Annotated in this window: 21 protein-coding genes, 2 tRNA genes and 2 rRNA genes; 1 reads left to right on the top strand and 24 read right to left on the bottom strand. The window is 42.2% G+C overall.

Annotated elements, in window-relative coordinates; genetic code table 11:
• From AT15_RS07685 to AT15_RS07600, 18 genes are all read right to left on the bottom strand, one after another.
• Positions 1-730, bottom strand: a 23S ribosomal RNA gene (locus AT15_RS07685); the annotation flags it as partial.
• Positions 731-774: 44 nt separating this feature from the next.
• Positions 775-850 (bottom strand) — tRNA-Ala (locus AT15_RS07680).
• Positions 851-854: 4 nt separating this feature from the next.
• Positions 855-931, bottom strand: a tRNA-Ile gene (locus AT15_RS07675).
• Between the two features lie 49 nt (positions 932-980).
• Positions 981-2,518: ribosomal RNA gene (locus tag AT15_RS07670) — 16S ribosomal RNA — on the bottom strand.
• 182 nt (positions 2,519-2,700) lie between these two features.
• Positions 2,701-3,984, bottom strand: a complete 1,284-nt coding sequence (locus AT15_RS07665) for a M16 family metallopeptidase (protein ID WP_068348063.1) — start codon at positions 3,982-3,984, stop codon at positions 2,701-2,703.
• Between the two features lie 16 nt (positions 3,985-4,000).
• On the bottom strand, positions 4,001-6,190 hold the full coding sequence (locus AT15_RS07660; protein WP_068348056.1) for a polyribonucleotide nucleotidyltransferase: 2,190 nt from the start codon (positions 6,188-6,190) through the stop codon (positions 4,001-4,003).
• A 117-nt stretch (positions 6,191-6,307) separates the two neighbouring features.
• Entirely contained in the window at positions 6,308-6,568 is a 261-nt protein-coding gene (rpsO, locus tag AT15_RS07655) for a 30S ribosomal protein S15 (RefSeq protein ID WP_068348055.1), read from the bottom strand.
• A gap of 134 nt (positions 6,569-6,702) precedes the next feature.
• Positions 6,703-7,023 carry a hypothetical protein gene (locus tag AT15_RS07650; RefSeq protein ID WP_068348054.1) on the bottom strand — a complete coding sequence of 107 codons (321 nt, stop codon included), beginning with the start codon at positions 7,021-7,023 and terminating at the stop codon, positions 6,703-6,705.
• A 9-nt stretch (positions 7,024-7,032) separates the two neighbouring features.
• Positions 7,033-7,551, bottom strand: a complete 519-nt coding sequence (locus tag AT15_RS07645) for a hypothetical protein (protein ID WP_068348052.1) — start codon at positions 7,549-7,551, stop codon at positions 7,033-7,035.
• A gap of 121 nt (positions 7,552-7,672) precedes the next feature.
• Entirely contained in the window at positions 7,673-8,116 is a 444-nt protein-coding gene (gene smpB, locus AT15_RS07640; RefSeq protein WP_068348050.1) for an SsrA-binding protein SmpB, read from the bottom strand.
• The gene (gene uvrB / locus AT15_RS07635) at positions 8,113-10,113 is read right to left on the bottom strand and encodes an excinuclease ABC subunit UvrB (RefSeq protein WP_068348048.1); all 2,001 of its coding nucleotides are present in this window, start codon (positions 10,111-10,113) and stop codon (positions 8,113-8,115) included. Before uvrB ends, smpB begins: the two co-directional genes overlap by 4 nt.
• Positions 10,114-10,689 (bottom strand): aminoacyl-tRNA hydrolase, encoded by a 576-nt coding sequence (gene pth / locus AT15_RS07630; protein WP_068348046.1) that lies wholly within the window; start codon positions 10,687-10,689, stop codon positions 10,114-10,116.
• A gap of 3 nt (positions 10,690-10,692) precedes the next feature.
• Positions 10,693-11,334: a 50S ribosomal protein L25 gene (locus AT15_RS07625; RefSeq protein ID WP_068348044.1), complete on the bottom strand. Its 642-nt coding sequence runs from the start codon at positions 11,332-11,334 to the stop codon at positions 10,693-10,695.
• A 13-nt stretch (positions 11,335-11,347) separates the two neighbouring features.
• Positions 11,348-12,298, bottom strand: a complete 951-nt coding sequence (locus tag AT15_RS07620) for a ribose-phosphate pyrophosphokinase (protein ID WP_068348042.1) — start codon at positions 12,296-12,298, stop codon at positions 11,348-11,350.
• Between the two features lie 3 nt (positions 12,299-12,301).
• Positions 12,302-13,648 (bottom strand): bifunctional UDP-N-acetylglucosamine diphosphorylase/glucosamine-1-phosphate N-acetyltransferase GlmU, encoded by a 1,347-nt coding sequence (gene glmU / locus AT15_RS07615; RefSeq protein WP_068348040.1) that lies wholly within the window; start codon positions 13,646-13,648, stop codon positions 12,302-12,304.
• 67 nt (positions 13,649-13,715) lie between these two features.
• A complete protein-coding gene (ruvA, locus tag AT15_RS07610; protein WP_068348038.1) occupies positions 13,716-14,297 on the bottom strand; it encodes a Holliday junction branch migration protein RuvA in 582 nt (193 codons plus the stop codon).
• Complete coding sequence (locus tag AT15_RS07605; protein WP_068348036.1) at positions 14,290-15,600, bottom strand: bifunctional folylpolyglutamate synthase/dihydrofolate synthase; 1,311 nt, start codon at positions 15,598-15,600, stop codon at positions 14,290-14,292. Before AT15_RS07605 ends, ruvA begins: the two co-directional genes overlap by 8 nt.
• Before the next feature lie 4 nt (positions 15,601-15,604).
• Positions 15,605-18,211 (bottom strand): valine--tRNA ligase, encoded by a 2,607-nt coding sequence (locus AT15_RS07600; RefSeq protein ID WP_068348034.1) that lies wholly within the window; start codon positions 18,209-18,211, stop codon positions 15,605-15,607.
• A gap of 93 nt (positions 18,212-18,304) precedes the next feature.
• On the opposite strand from AT15_RS07600, the gene AT15_RS07595 reads away from it, so the two are divergent.
• On the top strand, positions 18,305-19,825 hold the full coding sequence (locus tag AT15_RS07595) for an HD domain-containing protein (RefSeq protein WP_068348032.1): 1,521 nt from the start codon (positions 18,305-18,307) through the stop codon (positions 19,823-19,825).
• 1 nt (position 19,826) lies between these two features.
• Here the strand turns inward: AT15_RS07595 and AT15_RS07590 are convergent, their stop codons facing one another.
• The 6 genes from AT15_RS07590 to ppdK form a co-directional block, all read right to left on the bottom strand.
• Positions 19,827-20,678 carry a DUF1385 domain-containing protein gene (locus tag AT15_RS07590; RefSeq protein ID WP_068348030.1) on the bottom strand — a complete coding sequence of 284 codons (852 nt, stop codon included), beginning with the start codon at positions 20,676-20,678 and terminating at the stop codon, positions 19,827-19,829.
• Between the two features lie 29 nt (positions 20,679-20,707).
• Entirely contained in the window at positions 20,708-21,013 is a 306-nt protein-coding gene (locus AT15_RS07585; RefSeq protein WP_068348027.1) for a stage V sporulation protein S, read from the bottom strand.
• Positions 21,014-21,142: 129 nt separating this feature from the next.
• The gene (locus AT15_RS07580; RefSeq protein ID WP_068348025.1) at positions 21,143-22,297 is read right to left on the bottom strand and encodes a 2-oxoacid:acceptor oxidoreductase subunit alpha; all 1,155 of its coding nucleotides are present in this window, start codon (positions 22,295-22,297) and stop codon (positions 21,143-21,145) included.
• Complete coding sequence (locus AT15_RS07575) at positions 22,290-22,511, bottom strand: 4Fe-4S dicluster domain-containing protein (protein WP_068348023.1); 222 nt, start codon at positions 22,509-22,511, stop codon at positions 22,290-22,292. Before AT15_RS07575 ends, AT15_RS07580 begins: the two co-directional genes overlap by 8 nt.
• Before the next feature lie 14 nt (positions 22,512-22,525).
• Entirely contained in the window at positions 22,526-23,650 is a 1,125-nt protein-coding gene (locus tag AT15_RS07570) for a sodium ion-translocating decarboxylase subunit beta (protein ID WP_068348021.1), read from the bottom strand.
• A 70-nt stretch (positions 23,651-23,720) separates the two neighbouring features.
• Positions 23,721-26,366, bottom strand: a complete 2,646-nt coding sequence (ppdK, locus tag AT15_RS07565) for a pyruvate, phosphate dikinase (protein WP_068348019.1) — start codon at positions 26,364-26,366, stop codon at positions 23,721-23,723.
• Between the last annotated feature and the right edge of the window lie 169 nt (positions 26,367-26,535).

The raw sequence follows: 26,535 nt of genomic DNA, 5'->3' as shown, positions 1-26,535 counted from the left end.
ATCGCAACTGACTCTCGCCCTATTCAGACTCGGTTTCCCTTCGGCTTCGCCTCTCCCGGCTTAACCTCGCCAGCTACGATAACTCGCAGGCTCATTAATCAAAAGGCACGCGGTCACCCTTTCGGGCTCCCACTTCTTGTAGGCACACGGTTTCAGGTACTCTTTCACTCCCCTCCCGGGGTGCTTTTCACCTTTCCCTCACGGTACTGTTCCTCTATCGGTCAGCAGGGAGTCTTTAGCCTTGGAGGGTGGTCCCCCCTGATTCACGCGGGATTCCTCGTGCCCCGCGCTACTCGGGATCACCGCCCAGAGCCCTTCACGCCTTTCGCCTACGGGACTTTCACCCTCTCCGGTAGGCCTTCCCAGACCTTTCAGCTAGACGCTACGGTACCCCGGCGTATCTGTGGCTACGCCCAGCAGTGTCCCTCTACCCCACGCCAGCAACGCCCACAGGCTATTACACTGGCACGGTTTAGGCTCTTCCCCTTTCGCTCGCCACTACTCAGGGAATCTCTTTTGATTTCTCTTCCTCCGGTTACTGAGATGTTTCACTTCACCGGGTTCGCCTCGCCTTCGGCGATGACTGGTATCTCTACCAGCCGGGTTCTCCCATTCGGGTATCCGCGGTTCAACGGTCGCTTGCACCTACCCGCGGCTTTTCGCAGCTTGCCACGCCCTTCTTCGCCTCCTGCTGCCTAGGCATCCCCCGTGTGCCCTTTGCACCTTTACCTTCTCCTATGCACTTTTCAATGACCTGAGAACTCTATAACTCATTGGTGGAGACAAGGGGATTCGAACCCCTGACCTTCTGCTTGCAAAGCAGACGCTCTCCCAGCTGAGCTATGTCCCCACACTGGTGGGCTCGAGTGGATTCGAACCACTGACCTCACGCTTATCAGGCGTGCGCTCTGACCGACTGAGCTACGAGCCCTCCATGAGGTATCGCTCAAAAATGGATAGCGGTCCGTCGTACTCCTTAGAAAGGAGGTGATCCAGCCCCACCTTCCGGTAGGGCTACCTTGTTACGACTTAGCCCCCCTCGCCAGTCCCACCTTAAACAGGGTCCCTCCTTTCGGTTAGGATCCCCGTCTTCAGGTGTTACCAACTCGGGTGGCTTGACGGGCGGTGTGTACAAGGCCCGGGAACGTATTCACCGCGGCATGGCTGATCCGCGATTACTAGCGATTCCGGCTTCATGCAGGCGGGTTGCAGCCTGCAATCCGAACTGAGAGATGGTTTCGGGTTCAGCTCAGCCTCGCGACCTGGCTTCCCTCTGTCCATCCCATTGTAGCGCGTGTGTCGCCCAGAACATAAGGGGCACGACACCTGACGTCATCCCCCCCTTCCTCCGCCTCGTCGGCGGCGGTCCTCTTAGAGTGCCCGGCCTAACCGCTGGCAACTAAGAGCAGGGGTTGCGCTCGTTGCGGGACTTAACCCAACACCTCACGGCACGAGCTGACGACGGCCGTGCACCACCTGTGCTGGCTCCACTCAAAGAGTGGTCGTTCCCCTTTCGGTTCACTACCACCAGCATGTCAAGCCCTGGTAAGGTCCTTCGCTTAGCTTCGAATTAAACCACACGCTCCACCGCTTGTGCGGGCCCCCGTCAATTCCTTTGAGTTTCACCCTTGCGGGCGTACTCCCCAGGCGGCTCACTTATCGCGTTGGCTTCAGCACGGAGTCCTCTACGAACCCCACACCTAGTGAGCATCGTTTAGGGCTAGGACTACCGGGGTATCTAATCCCGTTCGCTCCCCTAGCTTTCGAGCCTCAGCGTCAGGTCCGGCCCAGGAGACCGTCTTCACCACCGGCGTTCCAGCTGATATCTAAGGATTTTACCCCTACACCAGCTGTTCCGTCTCCCTCTACCGTCCTCAAGCCTGCCAGTTTCGACCGCAGGACCGGAGTTGAGCTCCGGTTTTTCACAGCCGACTTAACAGGCCGCCTACGCTCCCTTTACGCCCAGTGATTCCGGGCAACGCTAGCCCCCTACGTATTACCGCGGCTGCTGGCACGTAGTTAGCCGGGGCTTTCTAGTAAGGTACCGTCTCCCTCCACAGCTTTCCACTCTGTGAAGTATTCGTCCCTTACCACAGCGGTTTACGACCCGAAGGCCTTCTTCCCGCACGCGGCGTCGCTGGTTCAGGCTTTCGCCCATTGACCAAAATTCCGCACTGCTGCCTCCCGTAGGAGTAGGACCCGTGTCTCAGTGTCCTTGTGGCCGGCCACGCTCTCACGCCGGCTATCCGTCGTCGCCTTGGTGAGCCTTTACCTCACCAACTAGCTGATGGTCCGCGGGCCGCTCCCGTGACGACGCTGTTGCGCCTTTCCCCTCTCGGGCTTATGCGGTATTAGCTACCCTTTCGAGTAGTTATCCCCCATCACAGGATACGTTCCCACGTGTTACTCACCCGTTCGCCACTCCTAACGCCCCCCGAAGGGGACTTCGGCGTTCGACTTGCATGTGTCAAGCACGCCGCCAGCGTTCGCCCTGAGCCAGGATCAAACCCTCCATCCATGGCTCTTATTTTTCTTACTCATTGACTGGGACCGCTATCCATTTTTCAATGACCCTCTTCTTCCCTACGCCAGCCACTTTTCGCGCCGGCAGTTCCTATATTACCATCACTCCACACCTCTGTCAAGTTACGAATTCCTTTCTACTCCCTTGGCAATCTGTGAATTCATGTGCGAAAGGAATTAGTAGATATTAAAATTCGCATCAAATGATAGTTCAAAGGTTTCTGGAACTAAAAGAGATGTGTTCCAGTGTGAAGTGAGATAATTGCGAATTACTTCATTTGTGTTCACAAAATCCTGTTTATCAATTCTTGCTATGTGGTCATCGGTGCTTTCGGCAACTCCCAATGTCATTACGCTATCAAGCTGGCGGCTGAGGATAGGCAATGTGCCTTCTGTGGCCATCATGAGTTTTCCTTTCAATCTTTCCTTGCCATAACGGAATTCCTCATTGGTGATTCCAGCGTTCACTATTCTTTTAAGCTCTATTTTCAAAAGGTCCATTAGCTTTTGAAGATTATTCGGAGTTGTAGAAGCATAGATGAATAGAGTTCCAAAATTTTCATAAGCAATGTATTCAGAACCAATACTGTATACCATACCATGTTTTTCCCTGATGTTATGGAATAGTATTGAACTCATACCACTTCCAAGCAATACATTGAAAATCTTAAAAGCTTCAAAATCCTTATCTTTTCTAGACGGAGCTTTGATTGAGAGGAGCAAATGCACTTGTTTGAGATCTTTTTTTCGTTCAACGATAGGCTCTTTGATTGTTTTCATAGATCCTGCAATGGGAGCAGGTAATTCGCGAGCCTGTGGAAATGACTGAAGCAAAGCCTCTGCTTTTTCGAGAAAATCGTTGTTATAATTACCGGCGACAGCAAAAATCAATCTGTTTGATGTGTAATGAGCATTGTAGTAATTAGACAGAGATATGTGGTTCAATGTAGAAACGGATTCCGTTGTTCCAAGAACGGGCTTCCCATAGTGTTTATCCCATATTTTCAGAAGGGTTTTATTGTAAATCAAATCTACCGGGTCGTCATATGATTCCGCTATTTCTTCAAGGATAACCTTTTTCTCTGTCGAGATTTCATGTTCTGAAAAAGAGGGGTTTCTCACCATGTCGTAGAGAATTTCAATGGTGTTTTGCGCATGAGTGTAGGGAACCTGTGCGAAATATACTGTGGAAATCCTTCCCGTATAAGCATTCAGAGTTCCGCCTACACGTTCAATGGGTTCCTTAATATCGTATGATGAACGATTATTAGTGCCTTTGAAAAGAGCATGTTCAATAAAGTGCGAGATTCCATTGTTTTTTTCGTTTTCGTTTATAGAGCCAACCTTAAAGGCAAAAGCGAGAGAGACCGTACGAGTCTCTCTCTTTTTCTCGCCTACAATCATAGCACCATTGTTTAGTTTCTTCAGTGTAATATCCGTTGTTTTCAATATTCGCTGCATAATTAATAATCCATCCTTAGTCTTTACGATATCTTCTGTTTTGGTTTGATCTTCCGGGATTTCTTGAAGGTTTTCTGGGGCGGTCATCTTCTTTTACTTCAACACCAAACCGCTTTAATTGGATTCTTCCCATGTTGTCTATTGCTGTAACTTCTACCTTTACGGGAGATCCTACACCATTAGTCTTTAAAAATTCCTTCAGGTTTTCACCAAGTTTAGAAGAGTGAAGCAATCCAACTTTACCAGGTGCTAACTCTACAAAGATGCCATAAGGCTCAACACGGGATATAATTCCTTCAAAGACCTGTCCTTTTTCGATTTCCTTGAGCATGATATCAATTATTTTTATAAGCCTGTTTATCTTTTCTGGATTATCACCAATGATCTTTACTTGAGCCTTTTCGTCATCAATGAAAATCTTCGCTTCATAATCGCTGCTCAATTTCTTGATAACTCTGCCACCGGGACCTATGAGTTCTCCGATTTTGTCATATGGGATGTTAAAGACTTTTATGACTGGAGCATGGCGAGAAACTTCCTTTCTTGGTTCGCGAATTGTTTCATACATAAGATCCAGGATTTTTCTTCTGGCCTCACGAGCTTGCTGGAGTGCTTTAAGCATTATTTCTTCTGAAACCCCGGCAACTTTAACATCCATCTGGAAAGCTGTGATTCCATCACGGGTTCCAGTAACTTTGAAGTCCATGTCGCCCATATGGTCTTCGTTTCCAAGAATATCTGTTAGAACGACTGTTTTATCTTCTTCTTGAATCATTCCCATAGCCACACCAGCAACGTGTTTCTTTATGGGTACACCCGCTGCCATAAGTGCAAGGGAGCCAGAACAAACTGTTGCCATAGAGGAAGAGCCATTAGATTCCAGGATTTCAGAAACTACCCTGATTGTGTAAGGGAATTCCTCTTCCTTTGGAATGACGAATTTGAGAGCTCTTTCGGCAAGGTGACCATGACCGATTTCCCTTCTTCCGGGTCCCCTTAGCCTTTTTACCTCGCCTGTGCTGAAGGGAGGAAAATTGTAGTGAAGCATAAAAGTTTTTGAACCTTCTTCAAAAAGTGTGTCAACAACCTGCTCATCAATAGGAGCTCCTAGAGTGACTGTTCCGAGGCTCTGTGTTTCTCCCCTTGTAAAAAGGGCTGAGCCGTGGGTTCTTGGCAAAATATCCAGTTCGCAGGTTATAGGGCGTATTTCATTATGCTTTCTTCCATCCATGCGTGTATCATTTTCAATAACTGAGCGTCTCATAACATGCTTCAAGCGTTCATCGAAATGAGCTTTCAAGAACTTCTCGTTTAATTCCATTTCTTCATCAGACCATTTTTCTGCGTATTGCTCTTTAAAGGCTTCGATTTTTTCGTTTCTGTATTCTTTGAGTGCCCTGTCTTTTGCTTTTTTGCCGGGTGTTGAGAGCATGATTCTGGCAATCTCTTTGTCATCTAACATTTCAGAAAAGGCTTCGACAAATCCATCAATTGGCTGCGGGACAAGAATTTCCCATTTTTCTATATCAAATTCAGATAGGATTTCTTCCTGAAATTTGACAAGCTCTCTAATGGCTGTATGTGCAGCATTTAGAGCGCCAAGCATAATTTCTTCTGATACTTCCTTCGCCTCCCCTTCAACCATGGTAACGGCATCTTTTGTTCCGGCAACAACAATATCCAGCATGCTCTTTTCAAGTTGTTCAACGGTGGGGAAAATAACATATTCACCATCGATGTAACCCACTCTTACACCTGCAACCACACCTTCAAAAGGAATTGGGGAGATATTTAATGCAAGCGAGCTTGCGAATATTCCCATGGTATCTGGTGGTGTATCCGGATCCGCAGATAGCACGGTTACTATAACCTGAACCTCATTTGTCATACCATCAGGGAACAAAGGCCTTATGGGTCTGTCAATAAGCCTTGCTGACAGAACGGCATTCTCGCTTGGCCTACCTTCCCTTTTGATAAATCCACCCGGAATTTTGCCTGCAGCGTAGAATTTTTCCTGATATTCAACCGTCAAAGGAAGAAAATCTGCACCTTCATTGGATTCTTCATTTCCATCAACTGTGGCAAGAATCGCGGAATCGCCAAATTTCACAAAACAAGCTCCATGAGCTTGTTTAGCCATTTTTCCATGTTCCACTATGAGTTTTCGGCCAAACAATTCTTTTTCCCATGTTTTAAAATCGTTCATAATAACACCTCTTTATCTTATGTTTTCCTAAACAATTATACCAGCTTGCAAATATATTGCATGTTATCAATACAAATGAAAAAAGGGGGAGCCCAAAGCTCCCCCTTTTACTATTTTTTAACCACGAATTCCAAGTTTAGCTATGAGTTCCTTATAAATCTCAGGCTTGTTGTTTTTTAGATATCTGAGCATCTTTCTTCTTCTGCCAACCATCTTTAATAATCCTCTTCGTGAATGGAAATCCTTGGGATGAGTTTTAAGATGTTCAGCTATGTGTTTGATCCTGGCAGTCAAAATGGCTATCTGGATTTCTACTGAACCTGTATCTTTTTCGTGAATCTGAAATTCCTTAACTATTTGTTCTCTGTCTACTCCCATGTTATTCCTCCTCCATAAAATCCTCAAGCCAAGTACAGGCTTTGCCTTGTACCGAGCAAGGGTCAATATATTTTATCTTCAATATAAGCATTTGTCAAGCTCGTGAAAGGAGCACCGGGTAAGCAAAAAACCGATCAAAAAAGAATATATAGAACGATTAAAGGCTTGGATGCGAACTGTTCATTAATATATATTCGCGCAGCAATTATACCCGCCATATCAGCTAATAAATCGCCAATTTCCGCTGTGCCAAAAGGAGAAAAGAAATCCCTCACTTCTTTTCCAATTCCAATAGATGATGTAAAAATTAAACCGCCTATGTCTCCCAGAAAATAACTGGAAAAGCCATAGGCGGAAAAACTCACAGAAAAATGCAAATACTTATCAACCCCTGAAAATCCAAAACACAATGCTCCAAAAGATATCAAAAATGCGATAGCGATAAAAATTTTCATTCAATCAGCTCAGAAGCTCCAGACAACACCCAATCCTCCGGTGAAATACTCAAAGATACCGGAAACAAAGTTATTAGCGGGGTAGCTCTGCACTCTAAAAGCTTTCAAAGTACCTGTAAGAGCTAATTTTTCGCTTAAAGGAGCTGAGAGTTCCAGACCGAGTCCTGCAGCGACATGTATATCGCCAAAGGCAGTATCTGGTGAACCATCAACTGTATCAAAAAGAAATCCCATGGGGACAAGAAGTTTTATACTTACAAGATCAGGGTCTGAAATGATATTGATATAAAAATCAAGACTGAGAAGCCCAGCTTTGTCGTCGAGTCCTAAAAGAACTACCTGGGCATCGAGTGAAAGTCCTACATCGTCATTAATGGGTATCGCGGCTTTGAACGAAGCACCTGGTAATGTAACTTTGCCGTCCCCCACATCTGTCGCATGAATCACGAGACTAGTTCCCAGATTAATAGCAGCAAAGGCACCAATGGATAATAGTGCTACTATCAATACAGCTAAGGTTTTCTTCATAATTACACCTCCCTATTAATATCACATTGGAATTATAGCACAGAAGAATAATTGCTTTTACAAATCATAGTAAGATGGACTATTATTAATTATAAAGCTTTTTATTAGCAAATCAAAACAATTATATGTCAAGCTTTCGCTTCAGTCTTCTTTCCAGGTCACGCTTTGCGATGTCTTCCCTTTTATCGTAAAGTCGCTTTCCTTTAGCCAGAGCAATTTCCACCTTGGCAATACCGCGTTTGTTGAAATAAATCTTTGTTGGAATAATTGTAAGTCCCTTTTCCCTGACTTTCTGGCTTATTCTTAAGAGCTCCTTTTTATGAAGCAGCAGCTTTCTTTTCCGCAAAGGATCATGGTTCCAATGGCTGCCATGGCTATACTGACTAATGTTTGCATTGATCAAGTACAGTTCACCATTTTCAAATTTACAAAATGCCTCACTCAGAGATGCAGAGCCTTGCCTAAGTGATTTCACTTCAGTACCGAGAAGTTGAATGCCTGCTTCAAAGGTTTCAAGCAGGTGGTATTGGAATCTTGCCTTTTTGTTTGTGGATACGATCTTCATTTTTTTGTCTCACCTTTTCTTTTGGCATTGTAAATTTCGTCTCGCAAAACCGCTGCGTCTTCATATCTTAGCTCACTTGCCGCTCTAAGCATTTCTTCTTCAAGAAGGGCAACATAGTCATCGATTTCAAGATTTTCCTTTAAAGCCATTATACCCTCAAGATATGTGTTTTTGGCAATTTCTTCCTTTTCATTTTGAGAACTTGCCTCTTCGAATATATTTTTATACAAGGGCTTGATGATGCTTTCAGGTGTTATGCCATGCTCTTTATTGTATATAAGCTGCTTAAGTCTTCTCCTGTTTGTTTCGTCAATAGCCCGTTTCATTGAATTCGTTATTCTATCCGCATAGAGCAATACTCTACCATTTATATTTCGAGCGGCTCTACCAATAGTCTGAATCAATGTTGTTTCGGAACGCAAAAACCCTTCTCTATCAGCGTCCATAATAGCAACAAGAGAAACTTCGGGAAGGTCAAGCCCTTCCCTTAGAAGGTTAACACCAACCACAACATCGACAAACCCTTCTCTTAATTTTCTGAGCACTTCCACCCTTTCAACCGCATCCAATTCAGAGTGGAGGTATTCAGATTTTATTCCCATTTCATTGAGGTAACTGCTTAGCATTTCAGCAGCTTTCTTGGTCAATACTGTTACAAGGGCTCTTTCGTTTCGTTCCTTTACTTTCCTCATTTCTTCGATGAAATCATCTACCTGATTCTCAGTTGGTTTAACAACAACTTCAGGATCTATAAGACCGGTGGGACGAATTACTTGATCTGCTACCTGAGAAGAAACGGAAATCTCATAATCAGCTGGGGTTGCAGAAACAAAGATAACCTGCCCGGTTTTTTCTAAAAATTCCTCAAATCTTAGAGGCCTGTTATCAAATGCTGAGGGAAGCCGAAACCCATACTCAACAAGATTTTTCTTTCTTGAAAAGTCTCCTCTATACATCGCTCTGAGCTGGGGTACAGCAATATGGGATTCATCAATAAATACTATAAACTCATTTTTATCAAAGTAATCAAGAAGGGTAAAGGGAGGATCTCCAGGATTTCTACCGTCAAAAAAGCGTGAATAGTTTTCAATCCCGCTGCAATATCCAAGAGTTTCCAACATTTCGATATCATATAGCGTTCTTTGCTTCAATCTTTGAGCTTCCAGGTATTTTCCGCTTTTTTCCAGAAGGTCTATCTGTAAACGAAGTTCTCTTTCAATGTTCTTGATTGACCGTGAAATCTTTTCTTCAGTAGTTACAAACTCCTTTGCCGGGTAGATGACAATTTTGTCAATTTCTTCAATAGTATTTCTGTTCAACGGGTCAAAATAAGTTATCCGTTCTATTTCATCATCAAAGAGATATAACTTAATTCCGAAATCTTCATATGGAGGAAATATCTCAATCGTTTCACCCTTCAGGTGAAAAACACCACCGGCAGAAGTATCTTCTGAGCGATTGTATTGCAATGATGAGAGCTTAAGAGAAAGTTCCTTTCTATTTATCCTCTGACCTTTTTCAAGCTTTATATTTAGTTCCTGGAAATCTCTCGGGTCACCACTTGCATAAATCGCCGAAACACTGGCAACAACTATAACATCTTTTCGGGTTAAGACTGATTTTAAGGCAGATATCCTCATTCTGGCAAGAAGATCGTTTATTTGAGCATCTTTTTCGATGTATAGGTCTTTTGTAGGGATATAGGCCTCGGGCTGGTAATAATCATAATAGCTTATAAATAGTTCCACTTTGTTTTCCGGAAAAAATGTTTTGAACTCTCTATAAAGCTGGGCAACAAGAGTTTTATTAGGTGATATTACCAATGCTGGCCGTTGTGTTTTTGCTACTACGCTAGCCATAGTGAAAGTTTTTCCTGAGCCGGTGACACCGAGAAGTGTTTGGAATCTGAAACCGTTATTAAGTCCTTTTACCAGTTTCTCTATGGCTTCCGGTTGATCACCGCTGGGCTCAAAGGGCAAATTGAGTCGAAATTGCATTCAATTCACCTCTAAACTGTTATAACGGGACATTACTTTCAATATATCACTTACACATAGATCTTTTGCTGCTTCTAGCGAAACTTTCAAAACTTTCCACAAAAGGTTCAGTTCATCATCTGAAAATTCACCTAAAACGTAATTTACAAGATCACTCTCGGGTTTAGGGCCAATACCTATTCTCAATCTTGGAAATTCAAGCGTGTTCGTTTCTTCGATTATTGACTTAATGCCATTATGGCCACCATCGCCACCATTTTTCCGAATGCGTATTTTACCCAGTGGGAGCCAAATATCATCATACACAACAATAATTTCATTCATACTATCAATGGCGAAGTCCTGGCAAATTTTCTTTACAGCAATGCCGCTCAAATTCATATATGTCAAAGGTTTAACAAGCAAAACATCTTTGCAGTTATGAAAATCCCCTATATAAGCTTGATATAGCTCTGTTTTTTGGATTTCCATAATCCTGCATTTTTTAAGCATTTCATCAATGAATAGAAAACCCACGTTATGTCTGGTGAGCGCATAACGTGGGCCAGGATTTCCCAATCCTATAAAAACACGCATTTATTATTCCTCTTCTTCCTTCTTTCCCTTTTCGATAACTTCAGGTTCAACTTCTTCTTCAACTTCTTCAACAGTTTCTACAAGAGCAGCTCTTGGTGTTTCAATAACTGCAATCGCTTCTTCGGGGTCAAGGAGCGGTTTGATACCTTCGGGCAAAGGAAGATCCTTTACTCTCAAGACATCACCCAGATCGAGGTGAGTAACATCAACGTCAATGCTATCAACTACGTCTTTCGGCAAAACCTCGACCGGAAGATTCATAACTATGTGTTCAAGAATTCCACCCTTTTCTACGCCTTTTGCTTTGCCTAAGAGGTTAATAGGAACGTGTATTTCCATTTTGTGCCCCTTGGATGGAACATAGAAATCGAGATGCATTACAGCGTCGCTAACCCTGTCACGCTGTACAGCCTTCAAAAAAGCATGCAACTCTTTCTTTTCATTATCCTCTTCAAAAGCCAGGGTTATAATAGTGGTCTCGGAGAGATGGTTAATATGCTTTACCACTTCTACTTTATCAAGAGAAATGTTCATGGGTTCAACATCCGGACCATACACTACAGCAGGAATTTTCCCGGCTTTCAGCAAATCCTTGGCTTTTACGTCTTTACTGCGGGGCTCAACAGTAAATGTCAATTCGTGCATAGGAATCCCTCCTCTATCTAAACAAAATACTTACTGATAAGTTTTTGCGTACTCTCAATAATGCTTCTCCAAGCAGCGGAGCTATGGATAATATTTCTATATTATCAGGCAATTGCTCATGATGTATTGTATCTGTGACATAAACCTTTTCTATTTCAGAATTTGCTATTAATTCAAGAGCCTGGCCGGAGAATACACCATGAGTTGCACAAGCGAAAATTCTCTTTACGCCATGTTTTTTTAACATTTTTGCCGCTTCGACCAGAGAACGGCCGGTGTCTATTATATCATCAAAGAGCAGGGCTGTCTTCCCGTCAACCTCCCCAATGATATTCACGATCTCCGCAACATTATCTCTGGGCCTTCTCTTGTCCAGTATTGCCAGCGGGGCGCCAAGTTTTGCTGCAAATTTGCTTGCTCTTTTTACGCCACCTATGTCCGGCGAAACAACGACGATATTGTTCATATCAACAATGTTGCTGTTCAAAAAGTGTTTTGAAAAAACCGGGAAGCTATACAGATTATCAACAGGTATATCAAAAAATCCCTGGATTTGTTCTGCATGAAGGTCAACTGTAACTATTCTCGTAGCACCTGCGATTGTCAATAGATTTGCAACAAGCTTTGCGGTAATCGGATCTCTTCCTCTAGCTTTTCTATCCTGACGAGCGTATCCATAATATGGAATTACAGCAGCAATAGAATGAGCTGAAGCTCTTTTGAACGCGTCAATCATTACCAATAATTCCATAAGATTCTCATTAACGGGAGATGAAGTTGATTGCACAATAAAAACATCGTGTCCTCTTACGGTTTCATCAACCTTGATGTTAATCTCGCCATCTGAAAACCTTCCGAGCACACAACTTCCCAGCTGTATGCCCATATGTCTGGCAATCTTTTTAGCTAACGAGACATTCGAGGTGCCAGCAAAAAGTTTCATTTCATTAGAATGGAAAGGCATTTTTCATTCTCCCTTCTCACTTTTTCTGTAACGGTCGATTTTATTTACCTGTCTTGCTCTTCCTAACCCGAGTGAATAATCCGGTACATCTTCTGTGATGACAGAACCAGCGCCAATAACGCTTCCTTTACCAACATTTACCGGGGCTACAAGTGCCGTATTGCTTCCAATAAAAGAACCGTCTCCGATAACTGTTCTGTGCTTTCTTCTACCATCGTAGTTGCATGTTATTGTGCCTGCACCAACATTGACATTTTCTCCAATTTCAGCGTCTCCAATATATGTCAGATGTTGAGCTTTGCTGCCTTTTCCGATCGTAGCCTTTTTGACTTCCACGAAATTACCTATTTTTACGCCTTCTAATAAAATCGCACCCGGTCTTAATCTTGAAAAAGGTCCAACCGAGCAGTTATTGTGAACAACGGCTTCATCAACCTCAGACCTAACAATGGTTACGTCGTTATGTATTGCCGAGTTAAAAACGCGAGTGAAAGGACCAATATTGCATCTCTCGCCAATAGTTGTTTTCCCATAAATAAAAGTCATTGGTTCTATAACAGTATCTTTTCCAATAACCGCTTCAGGATCAATATAGGTGCTATCCGGATCAATTATTGTTACTCCATTAAGCTGATGTCTGCGGTTTATTCTTAACTGTGCTACCTTTTGTGCTCTTGATAATTCAATTCTATTATTGATTCCGATGGATTCAGTAGGATCGCCTATAATAAGCTTTTTTGCCTTTTGAGCAAACTGCACAACATCTGTAAGATAATATTCTCCCTGAGCATTGTCCGGAGATAGCTTTTCCAAAGCATTTCTTAAAAATTGTGCATCAAAAACATAAATCCCCGTGTTAACTTCACTGATTTTTCTTTCATCAGGTGAAGCGTCTTTGGCTTCCACTATGCGGATTTTGCCATTTTTCTCTATGACTCTTCCATATTCAGCAGGGTCATCGAGTTTCATTGTCAAAACTAAGGTTTCGTAGCCTTTAACAGCATCTTCAAGCAGCCTTTTTATTGTATGGGGCTCTATAAGGGGAACATCCCCTGGAATCACCAAAATCGGATCATTGCCCTCTATGGTTTTCATAGCTTGCATGACAGCATGTCCTGTTCCAAGCTGTTCGTTCTGCCTTACTTTTTTCACGCCCTCAGGCAATAACCCTTCGACAATTTCAGCTTTATAGCCTGTTACTACTGTTATATCTTGAGTCTTTATTCCTGATTTAATAATAGAAGAAATTACCCAATTTACCATTGGCTTGCCGAGGATTTTATGAATTACTTTAGGAAGGCTGGATTTCATTCTTTTGCCCAGCCCGGCTGCCAGAACAATTGCCTTCATTTTTTCTACCCCCTTAGATGTTATACGTTTATCTGTTACTTTTTATATCGAGAGTGAAAATCACTCTTTAACGTATCTTTTTCAAAGATTCCTTTATCAATTCGCTGGTGTCGAGATCTGGAAATTCCTTCATAACCTTTGAGATAGTCTTAAGCGTTAGTCTCCTGTCAAAGCCAAGTGATACAAGAGCATTGACCGCGTCTTCAACTCTTGGGTCTTTCATTTCTGACGTTCCAGATTCAAATTCACCCTCAAATAAGTGTCCAATTTCAGCTATCAAACGCTCGGCGGTTTTCTTTCCCAATCCGGGAAGGTGCGAAAGTCCTTCGAGATTTCTTGTAGCAATTAAGCTTTTCAGAGTGTTGGGCTTCGTTCCAGACAGGATTTTCAGTGCGAGTTTCGGGCCGATTTTATTTACTTTAATTAAAGCAGAAAAGACCTCGTATTCTTCATCGGTAAGGAATCCAAAAAGCTCCGGAGCTTTGTCCTGTGGAAAACTCATATATATGAGAAAATCACAATGTTCACCCACCTTCAGCCTTTCTACGGTAGAAATCGGGCAGTTAAGTCCAAAGGTGAAAAAGCCGGCTTTAACCAATACATAATTTTCATTGATTCTTTTAACGATACCTTCAAGTCCTTCAAGCATTTTCTTTTCCTCCGAAAATGACATTCCTTATCTCGCTTATAAGATATAACGATCCAACACAAAAAACCACAGGTTTCTCGGTATTTAGAAGTTCACAAAAGGCATCTTTGGGATTTTCAATATAAATTGCGTTGTCCCGGTATTTTTTCCATTCCCTGAAGACTCTTTCGGGTGAGTTGCTGCGATGACTACTTACTTTAGTTACTATGACTTCATCAACGATTTCCGAAAGCAATCTGATGTTATTTATGTAATCTTTATCATCTAAAACTCCAAAAAGTATCCTTATTCTCTGATTGTTAAAGTAACTCCTGACACTCTCAACAAAGGTGCGTATCCCATCAGGATTGTGAGCTCCATCAAGAACGATTTGCTTTCCAAAAGCTCTTAGAGATTCAAATCTACCGGGCCATTGTGTCTTTGAAAGGCCCTGTCTTAAAACATCAACCGAAAGATTTTCTTTTAATCCTTTTACGGCAATTTCCAGTGTCTTAATAGCTATAGCGGCATTTTGATATTGATGAGTGCCATTCAAAGGCATTACCAAATCTCCATAATAATTTTCACCTATATATTCAAAAAGATTATTACCAAGAGCCATTTTTATAGGCTTTGCATCAAAATGATGCCAGAGGAAAAAGGATTCTGAGTCATTTTCCCTGGCAATACCTTCTATTACACGTCTGATAGATGGTCTTGTAACACCAGATACAACAGGTACTCCCGGTTTGATTATACCCGCTTTTTCTCTGGAAATTTCCTTTTCGGTGTTTCCTAATATCTTGCGGTGATCAAGCCCGACAGTGGTAATCACTGAAACCAAAGGCTTTTTAAGGATGTTGCTTGCATCATACCGCCCACCCAGTCCTACTTCTATAACTGCAACGTCCACATTTTCCTGACGGAAGTAATGGAAAGCCATCGCAGTAACCACTTCAAAAAAACTCGGTGAAAACTCCTCACCCTTTTTGTCCATTTCATGAAGGTGTGGTACTATGTCCTCAAGGAGTTCAGCTACTTTGTGCTCGGGAACCAGCTGGCGATTGATCTGAAGCCTTTCTCGAAAAGAAATAATGTGAGGAGAGATATTCAGGCCAACTTTTAAGCCCATTTGCACGAGCACAGAAGTGATCATTGCTGCAACGCTTCCCTTTCCATTAGTGCCGGTAATATGAATCACAGGATAGCTATCCTGTGGATTGCCCATTCTATCCATTAGTTCTTTCATACGAAAGAGACCGTATTTTATCTTGCCATACGGTCTCGAGTTGTAAAGATATTCAACAGATTCTTTGTAATCCATAATTCTAAACCTTCAAGTCAACAATGAGTCTCTTGAGCCTTTCCAGTTGGGCTTTCATTTCGCTGTGCTTTTCTTTCGTTTCCTCGACGACTTCTTCAGGTGCTTGTTCTATGAATTTTTCATTACTGAGTTTTTTCTCAAGCCGTGATATTTCTGTATCCAGGATCTTGATTTTCTTTTCCAACCGTTTCAGCTCAGTGCTGAGATCGATTTCACCGAGTTCCACGTAAAGAGTGAAATCCTCTGATGTGTAAGCAGTTGCACTGCCAGCTATTTTTGATTTTTCGTGATTCAACCTGTGAGAATTTGACAGTAATGAAATCATATCGGAAACCTTTTCGGCAAAAGGAGCTCCAACAGAGTAAATCTTCACTTTTGTAGAAGGCGGGATATTCATTTCTGCTTTCAAGCTACGTATCCCTTTTACAATATCAATAATTTTCTTGTAAGTGCTTTCAGCTTCAATATCGATAAGATCCTTATTAGGTTCAGGCCATTTGCTAATGATGATCGCATCACCATCAACAGGAAGTTTCTGCCATAATTCTTCAGTGATGAAAGGCATGAATGGGTGAAGTAGTCTTAGAGAATCGTCAAGCACCTTAACAAGTACATTTTGAGCAACCTTTCTTTCCTCGTGATTTCCCTTTAAACGTTCTTTGACGCTTTCGATGTACCAATCGCACAATTCATTCCAGAAGAATGAATATATCTTCTTTGCAGCTATATTGAAATCATAAGCTTCGAGCGCATCTGTAACAGCTTTGATAGTATGTTGCAACCGGGAAAGAATCCATCTGTCTTCCAATTCAAGATCCAGTGAACTGATTTCTACACTTTTATGACCATCGAGGTTCATAAGCACAAATCTCGTTGCATTCCATATTTTATTTGCGAATTTCCTGTAAGAGTCAAAAAACCTGGAATCCAATTTGATATCGCGACCCTGGGCTGCCAGCATGGCTAATGTGAACCTCATGGGATCGGTTCCATACTCCTTGATTACTTCAAGCGGATCAATTCCGTTTCCAAGCGACTTCGACATTTTTCTTCCCTTTTTGTCCCTTACAAGCTGGTGGATATAAACATGGGAAAAGGGTTTGTCGTTCATAAATTGATAACCCGCCATGATCATTCTTGCTACCCAGAAAAATATTATGTCAAAAGCAGTAAAAAGGGTACTCGTAGGATAAAAAGTTTTCAAGTCTTCTGTTGCTTCTGGCCATCCAAGAGTGGTAAAAGGCCATAGCTGGGAACTGAACCATGTGTCAAGCACATCTTCATCCTGGCGGATATTACTGGATCCACAATGGGGACATGCATTTAAATCCTCTTCAGAAGCCATGGTAGCCCCACAATAGTCACAGTACCATACGGGAATCCTGTGCCCCCACCACAACTGTCTGGATATACACCAATCACGGATTTCATACATCCAATTCAGGTAGACTTTTTTCCATCGTTCAGGGTAAAATACGATTTCGCCTTTTTCAACTGCCTCGATAGCGCGTTCAGCAAGAGGTTTGGTTTTTACAAACCATTGATCAGATAGAAGGGGCTCAATGGTTGTATTACAGCGGTAACACTTACCTACTGCGTGCTTTATAGGTTCGATTTTCATTAGGTAACCCTGCTCTTCAAGATCCCTGACAACAGCTTTACGCGCTTCTATTTTATCCATTCCTGCGTATTTGCCACCGTTTTCATTAATTTTGTCGTCTTTTCCAATTACTTCGATCATTTCAAGGTTATGTCTTATTCCTATCTGAAAGTCATTTGGATCGTGGGCCGGTGTGACTTTCAGGCATCCTGTCCCCAGAGACGGGTCTACATATCTATCGGCTATAACGGTTAACTCCCTTCCTACCAGAGGAAGAATTACCCTTTTGCCAACAAGCGACTTGTACCTTTCATCAGATGGATGTACAGCAACTGCGGTATCAGCAAGCATGGTTTCCGGGCGTGTAGTGGCTATGATAACATGACCAGAGCCATCCTTGAATGGATATTTAATATGATAGAATGCGCCTTCATCTTCTTCATGCTCTACTTCCTCATCTGAAAGAACAGTATGGCAACGAGGGCACCAATTTACAATGTATTTCCCTTTATAAATCAGTCCCTTGTTGTATAAGTCAACAAAGGCTTTTTTCACGGCGCGGTTTAATCCATCATCTAAAGTAAACCGCTCTCTGCTCCAATCCACAGAAGCACCTATACCCTTTATCTGTTCCACAATCCTTGCTCGATATTTATTTGCCCAGTCCCAAACAATTTCAAGAAATTTTTCGCGACCAAGATCATCTCTATGAAGTCCTTCTTGTGCAAGTGCTTTTTCTACTGCGTTTTGGGTGGCAATCCCGGCATGGTCTTCTCCTGGAACCCAGAGCGTTTTAAAGCCTTTCATACGTTTGTATCTTATAATGATGTCCTGTAAAGTTAGATTCAATGCATGGCCCATATGGATTGTTCCTGTAATATTTGGTGGCGGTATAACCACGGTGAAAGGGGCACCACTACCACGCGGTTTGAAATATCCTTTTTCATTCCAAAAATCGTACCACTTATTTTCGATCTCTGAGGGATCGTACCTTGTGCTTAACTCTTCCATTATCTCCCTCCTTTGCAGTTTTGCAATGATTATAACATGCTAATGCTATAATTGTCGCGAAGGCATTTTTACAACTAAAGAGAGGGAATCATTATGTATTTCAAGGTTTCGAGGGATCCCATTTACACGGAAATATACCTTTATCCACTTGAAATACTTTTCATGGATACTAAACCGGTCCAAAGGCTTAGATTTTTGTCGCAACTTGCAGGGGCAGAAACAGTATACCCGGGGGCTTCGCATACGCGATTATCACATTCTATGGGCACTATGCACATAGCGGGCATGTATGCAAGACACCTTTTTCCGGATAATCTTGAAAAGGAAAGAATTTTGAGATTGGCAGGATTACTGCATGATATTGGTCATGGCCCATATAGCCACCAATTTGATGACGCTGTTTTTTCAAAAGCAGGCTTTGAGCATGGGCACGACACTTACCGAAAGCGCATCCTGCTCGAATATTATCCGGATATTTTACAAAAGCACTACGAAAACATCAAGGATGAAAAATTGAAAGCGGCTATAAATACAGAACTCGAAGCAATAATTGGTGAAAAAGTTGAATTTTCAGAGGCTGTGGAAGAGCTCCTTGAGAGAATAAATGAGGTCTTTGAGGGAGAGTTAGAAGGAAGTTTGGATTTCAATATCATTCAGGGGCCATTAGGGGCTGACAGACTGGATTTCGTACTGAGAGATTCCTATTTCGCCGGAACAAGGTATTTTGGGACGGGCTCACCTGAAAGAATTATAAGAGGCGCTATGGTAATAGATAAAAACAAGCTTGCTTACAGCCTTAAAGTAATTGATGATATATACACTACGCTTTTTTCGAGATTCATGATGTACAAAAATGTGTATTTCCATAAAACCGCAAGAGCTGCTGACCTGATGATACAGGATATTCTCAGGTTTTCCTACAATCCCCTAAATTTGCCAGAACGCCTTGAAAAGATTGTCGATTTTCTGCAGTTGACAGACAATATGCTTCTTGATGAGGTAGAGCTTCGATTTAATGAATTAATAAAAAAGTTAGCTGCCAAAATGAAAGATAATGAAAGAAAAGTAAAGAATCATCTTCTTTCAAGAGAATTAGATTCTGAACTTGCCCCGAATGAAAAAGAGCTACTTCAGGCATATATCAATGTTGAAAGGTTTAGGGAAAGGAATCTCTGGAAGTTGATTATGGAAATTTCTTTCTCAACAACAGGAGTAGATCCATCAGTTGTTAGTGGTTCGGTTGCTCAGGATGCGTTATCCAAAATGAAGTTAAAACTCGAAGAAGCCAGAGAAAAGGCTGAAAACGCTGATAAAAAGATCTTATTGGAGCTTTTGACAGATTTTGATGATCTGTTCAGAATCGATACACCATATAAACTCTCACTAGCCCATCCCGATGAATTTCTCAGCAGTAATGTCTATTTGTTTGATGACAAACTGGGAGACATCCTGAACTTTGAACAGTTTGAAAAGCGCTATCCAGCTTATCACCTTATCAGTAACAACTTGATACAAATTGTGAGAATCTATTGTGTAAAAGATATACGCTGGCTGCTTCGGAAATATGAAATTGTACCTGAAGTAAGCCGAATAGATATAACAACTCGATGGTAATTTACTTTTCTTTCAGCGACTCTTTCAAAGCAACGAGCGCAACTTCTAACTGGTCATCTGAAGGTTCTCTTGTGGTAATTTTCTGAAAAAGCAACCCGGGAGAGGCCAATGCCTTCCCTAATTTAGTGTCTATTATTTTCGCCGTGAGCCTTTGAAATTCATAAGTCAATGAAGCAATAATGGGTACGAATACAATCCTTGATATTATTTTCCACATGAAATTAAGGCTTGTCCAGTAACCGAGAATAGCAAATACTACAATTGCAAAAAACAATGTCAAAATCAAAAAGCTGGTGCCGCAGCGCGGATGCAAAGTTGTGTGTTTTCTTGCATTTTCCACGGTTAAATCTTCGTTGTTTTCAAAAGTATAAACCGCTTTATGTTCAGCACCATGATATTCAAAAACACGTTTGATGTCCTTAAACAGCGAAATAACCCAGACATAAGTTATAAAAAATGCCGCTCTTATAATGCCTTCAACAAGAGCGAATATGCCGGGGTTGCTTTTTGATACCAGTAATTGTGCGATAACCAAAGGCCCGAGCGCAAACATACCTATTGCAAAAGCGAAAGCTATCAAGAAAGTAATTATTATATCTTTTTTCGTCATTTCGCCTTCACCGGTTACTTCGGCTGAAAAACCCAGAGCCTTTGTTCCAATAACAAGAGCTTCATAAAGAGCTAAAAGCCCTCTGAAGAACCAGATAGAAAATAGGGCCGGATTTTTCACGGCCCCCTCTATCTCTTTAGTGATTATTTTTCCATCATTATCACGTACAGCCACGACCGTACGCTTACCCTTCATCATCACACCTTCGATGACTGCCTGTCCACCAACATTGAGTTTTTTCATTTTTCCTCCTAAAAAAGGTTTAAACTAAATCAAGCTTCGGATTCAGTAACCTCCTGGGGTTCTACTTCCTCTCTTTTTCCAGCAACAATTTTCAGAGTAATTCCCGTTCTTGTTTCGTCGTTAATCGAAATTTCCACAAAGCCGGGAATTAAATAAATCTCCACACCTCTCTCTTTCAGAAATCTTGATGCAATAGCACTAGCCTTAACAGCCTGATTGACTGCCCCTGCTCCTATTGCCTGGAGCTCAACCTGGTTATCCTTTGATAAAACGCCTGCAATAGCACCTGCAACTTTGTTAGGGTTTGATTTTGAACTGACTTTCAATATTTCCATTCAGACTGCCTCCTTTTCGAGCATGTGGTCAACATATTTTACCACAAAAAACCTTTGGCTTCAAAAGCATTAAGGTTTTTTTCTCATATCTTCCATATTGCTTAAAAGATTTACAGGAGTCAAATAAATTCAAAGGTCAAGTACCTCAGATTTTACCTTTGCAATTGTGTCGAGTATTTCCTGCGGAGTGACAAGCTCTCCATTGACTTTGCTTAGAAGTTCCAGCTTTGTGCCACGGCGATTTAATCTTGAAACTTCATAAACTATCTGGCCCAAATTCATTTCAACAACTATTACAGCGCTCGTTTTTTTCAACAGTTGCCTGAGCCTTGTTGCAGGAAATGGCCATATGGTTATAGGACGAAACAGGCCAACGTTTATCTTGTCCTCTCGCGCAATCTTAACAGCTCTTAATGCGCTTCTCGCGACAGAACCATAAGCTACAATCAATATCTCGGCATCTTCGGTCATATATTCATCACATATGTTAATTTCATCTGCGTGAAGGCGTATTTTGTGATCCAGCCTTCGCAGCAATCTATTTGCGTCAACAGCTGCCCCAACTGGAAAGCCAGATTCATCATGAACCAACCCGGAAACGTGAAATCTACTCTTTCCCATTTTTATCAAAGGGGCAGCTAACATCTGGTCATCGCCGATAAATGGTTGAAAGATGTCATCATCTTCAAGAACTGATTCCCCGGCTCTTGGCAAAGATTTTAGCTCTGAATCTGGTGGCAAATAAAGGCTTTCTCTCATGTGACCTAACACTTCATCCATAAGAAAGACAACAGGTGTACGGTAATGTTCTGCATAATTGAACGCAGTGACTATATAGCGGTATACCTCTTCAACAGTTGATGGGTATATAGCAATTACAGGATGATCGCCATGAGTTCCCCATCGGGATTGCATGATATCACCCTGGGCGATTTTAGTTGGCATTCCGGTTGAGGGGTCTCCACGCTGAACGTTAACAAAAACAGTTGGGGCTTCCACCATCGACGCATATCCAATTACTTCCTGCATTAAGCTAAAACCCGGGCCACTTGTTGCAGTCATCGCTTTTTCGCCAGCTAAAGACGCTCCAACAATTGCAGCGGCACTGGCAATTTCATCTTCCATTTGAATGAAGGTTCCACCAACTTTTGGTAATTCTTTTGCCATTGTTTCTGCAATTTCTGTAGCGGGGGTGATGGGATAGCCTGCAAAGAAGCGACATCCAGCTTTTATTGCTCCAAGTGCGCAAGCTTCATCGCCCTGCAAAAGCACAAATTTAGACATTTTCGTTCACCGCCTTACGCTCAACGACATCGATTGCAAAATCAGGACAGGCATTCTCGCACATCAAGCAACCAATACATTTATCGTGATCAGTAACTTCGGGTTTTCCCAATTCGCCTTTAACAATAGTCTTGGTTGGGCAAATCCAATAACAAATGCCACACTTTTTACAGAAACTGTCATTAATATGGACATAAAATTTCTTTTTTGCCATATCCAGACCTCCACTTATGAAATTACTGAAAGGAAAACACCGGCAACAACGGCTGAGCCAATTACGCCTGCAACATTTGGACCCATAGCGTGCATAAGGATAAAGTTCGATGGATCTTCTTCTATTGCAAGCTTATGAGCAACTCTTGCTGAATCAGGGACAGCTGAAACCCCGGCTGCGCCAATCAAAGGATTTACCTTTTTCTTTGAAAACAGATTCATTATCTTCGCAAATATAATACCAGAAGCTGTAGCTGCAATAAAAGCCATTGCTCCAAGACCTACAATCTCAAGACTCTGTAATTGAAGAAATACTTTTCCATCCGCGCTTGCACCCACCGATAGGCACAAAAGAATGATTGCTGTATCAGAAATGTATTTGGAAGCGGCTTCTGCCAATCTCTGGGTTAAGCCGTTTTCCCTCAGAATATTTCCAAGCATCAGCATTCCAATTAGTGGAAGAGCCTTAGGTACAAGAAGAGCAATTATTATAGTGCCCACAATAGGAAAGACTATTTTTTCGAGTTTTGAAACATGCCTAAGCTGCATTCCCATTTTTATTTTTCTCTCTTCTTTTGTGGTCAGTAATTTCATTATTGGAGGTTGAATTATGGGGATCAATGCGATATAGGAGTATGCGGCAATGGCAATAATTGCGAGGTAGGGTGAATTATACTGACTTGCAACGTATATTGAAGTGGGGCCATCAGCTCCACCTATGATGCCAATAGAAGCTGCATCGGGCATGCTAAAACCTAAGAACCTGGCGGTAATGAAGGAAATGAAAATACCCACTTGTGCAGCAGCACCGAGAAAAAGTGTTTTTGGGTTTGATAGTAAAAAAGAAAAATCTGTTAGAGCACCTATTCCGAGAAATACAAGAGGGGGATATATTCCGAGATACAGACCGCGCTGTATAAACCACATAAGCCCTGTGCCTTCATCGAATAGTCCTGTTACTTCGTGGGGAATATTAGCCATAACTATCCCGAAAGCAATGGGAATTAACAATAACGGTTCTGCTTCTTTCACAATTGCGACGTAAAAAAGCGCACCTGCTATTGCGAACATCACCAAATTTTCCCAACCTAATGCAGAAAACCCCGTTGTTCGAAGGAAGTTAAAAAGCGTATCAATCATAACCAAACCTCCATCAAAGAAAACCGCGACCCCTTAAGGCTTAAGGGGTCGCAATTTTATCGGTAGTGGATCACTTGTTCTTCAAGAATGCCTGAGCTGCCGCAAGCCTTGCAACAGGGACTCTATATGGTGAACAGCTAACATAATCGAGTCCAACCAGATGGCAGAATTCTACTGACGAAGGTTCACCTCCGTGTTCACCACAGATACCCACCTTCAAATCAGGTCTGGTTGATCTTCCTCTTTCTGTTCCCATCTTAACCAATTGTCCAACACCAATTCTATCGAGCTTTTGGAATGGGTCGACTTCAAGAATACCCTTTTCGACATAGTCTCCAACAAATTTGCCATAGTCGTCCCTGCTGAATCCAAAAGTCATCTGGGTCAGGTCATTGGTACCAAAGCTAAAGAATTCAGCCTCTTTTGCTATTTCGTCAGCAGTAAGTGCGGCTCTGGGAATTTCAATCATAGTACCAACTTTGTAGTTCAATTCCACACCCGCTTCTTTTATCATGGCATCTGCTGTGTCAACTATTATCTTTTTCAGGTATTTTAATTCATTGATATGACCAACAAGAGGAATCATGATTTCAGGAATGACTGTTTGTCCTTCCTCTTTCAATAGTTCGATAGCAGCGCCGATGATGGCTTTTGTCTGCATAACGGCAATTTCAGGGTATGTTATAGCAAGTCGGCATCCTCTATGACCCATCATGGGGTTGAATTCATGCAGTTCTTCAACAGTACTTTTTAGTTCATCATAAGAAATATTCATTTCTTCCGCAAGAGACTTTATGTCTTCTTCTTCCTTGGGAAGGAATTCATGCAGAGGTGGGTCGAGCAATCTTATTGTAACAGGATACCCTTCCATGGCTTTGAAAAGTCCCTTAAAGTCTTCTTTCTGCATGGGAAGAAGTTTATCAAGCGCGGCTTGCCTTTGTTCAAGAGTCTTGGCTACTATCATTTGTCTTACAGCCGGAATTCTTTCCTCATCAAAGAACATGTGTTCAGTTCTACAAAGGCCAATTCCCTGAGCGCCGAATTCTCTTGCAACAGTAGCGTCACGAGGAGTATCAGCATTTGTTCTGACTCCAAGTTTTTTGACTTCGTCGGCCCAGTCAAGCAATTTCGCAAGAGGACCTTCAAGACCCTGTGGTTTGACAGAATCCAATTTTCCTTCAAAAACTTCTCCGGTGGTCCCGTCTATGCTGATCCAGGAGCCTTTTGCAAATTCTCTGCCATTTACTCTGATGAGTTCGGCTTCCTCCTCAACTTCTATTGCTTCACAACCAACGATACAGGCTTTTCCCATGCCTCTGGCAACAACAGCAGCATGAGAGGTTTTACCGCCAGTAGAGGTAAGTATGCCATTTGCAGCAGCCATCCCGGCAATATCTTCAGGCGAGGTTTCGGGTCTTACAAGAATAACGTCCTTGCTGGATTCTTTCACAAGGCGTTCTGCTTCAGATGGGTCGAATATTATCACACCAGATGCTGCACCTGGTGAAGCAGCAATGCCTTTTGCGAGGAGTTTAGCGTTCTGCTTTGTCTCAGGAAGGAAATAAGGATGCAGAAGAGTTTCAATGTGTTCAGGTGAGACCCTCATGATTGCTTCTTCTTTTGAAATCAGTCCTTCTTCTGCAAGATCAACAGCTATTTTAACCGCTGCAAAAGGAGTTCTTTTTCCGGTTCTTGTCTGCAAAAGGTACAGTTTGCCTTTTTCAATGGTAAACTCGATGTCCTGCATATCCCGATAGTGGTTCTCGAGTTTTACAAAGATATCCAGAAGCTGTTTGTAAACATCAGGCATAATCTCTTCAAGTTTTGTGAGAGGGTATGGAGTCCTGATACCGGCAACAACATCTTCACCCTGTGCATTGGGCAGATATTCGCCGTAGAATTGCTTTTCACCTGTATTGGGGTCTCTCGTAAAGGCAACACCTGTTCCGCTGTCATCACCCATGTTTCCAAAGACCATGGTAACAACGTTAACAGCTGTTCCGAGAAGTTCCCCTTCTTTTATGCCGTTTAATTCTCTATACTTAATAGCCCTTTCATTCATCCAGCTTCCAAATACGGCATCTATTGCCTTCCAAAGCTGATCCCATGGGTCTTGAGGGAATTCCTGACCTGCATTCTTGTAAACATCCATGTATCTCTGCACAACTTCTTTGAGGTCGTCAGCGGTAAGATCAGTATCGAGCTTTACACCTCGCTTGCTTTTAACAGCATTCAGCTGTTCTTCAAAATAAGAATGTTCAATTCCCAGGACAACATCTCCGAACATCTGCATAAATCTTCTATAAGCGTCATAACAGAAGCGAGGATTTCCGGTTGCATTGATCATCCCCTGCACAGTTTCGTTGTTTAGACCAAGGTTCAGAATAGTATCCATCATACCAGGCATAGAAACAGCCGCTCCAGAGCGTACCGAAACAAGCAATGGATTTTCCGGTGATCCAAATTTCTTTCCTGTAACTTCTTCAAGTTCTTCAACAGCCTTGACAACCTGGTCTTTCAGATCGTCCGGGTATTTCCTCCCATGGTCGTAATAATATTTGCAAACTTCCGTTGAAATAGTGAAACCAGGTGGGACGGGAAAACCGAGTTTTACCATCTCAGCAAGATTTGCGCCCTTTCCGCCAAGCAGACTTTTCATAGTGGCATCGCCTTCGGCTTTGCTGCCACCAAAGAAATATACGTATTTCTTACTCATTTTCTTTCCTCCTTTCAGGTAGTCACATTCGAATGAAATTATATCACAGTAGCTCTAATGTGATAATTGCATATTTTCGTAATTGCTGACTACATATAAAAACTTTTATTACGTAAATATTTCACAATATCCTTTGACTTCTACAAGTTCAAAACATTAGTTCAGACAT

This window comes from Kosmotoga arenicorallina S304 (assembly GCF_001636545.1).
Lineage (GTDB): Bacteria > Thermotogota > Thermotogae > Petrotogales > Kosmotogaceae > Kosmotoga_B > Kosmotoga_B arenicorallina.
The sequence above is the reverse complement of the archived record's forward strand: the minus strand, read 5'-3'. Positions and strand labels throughout refer to the sequence as shown.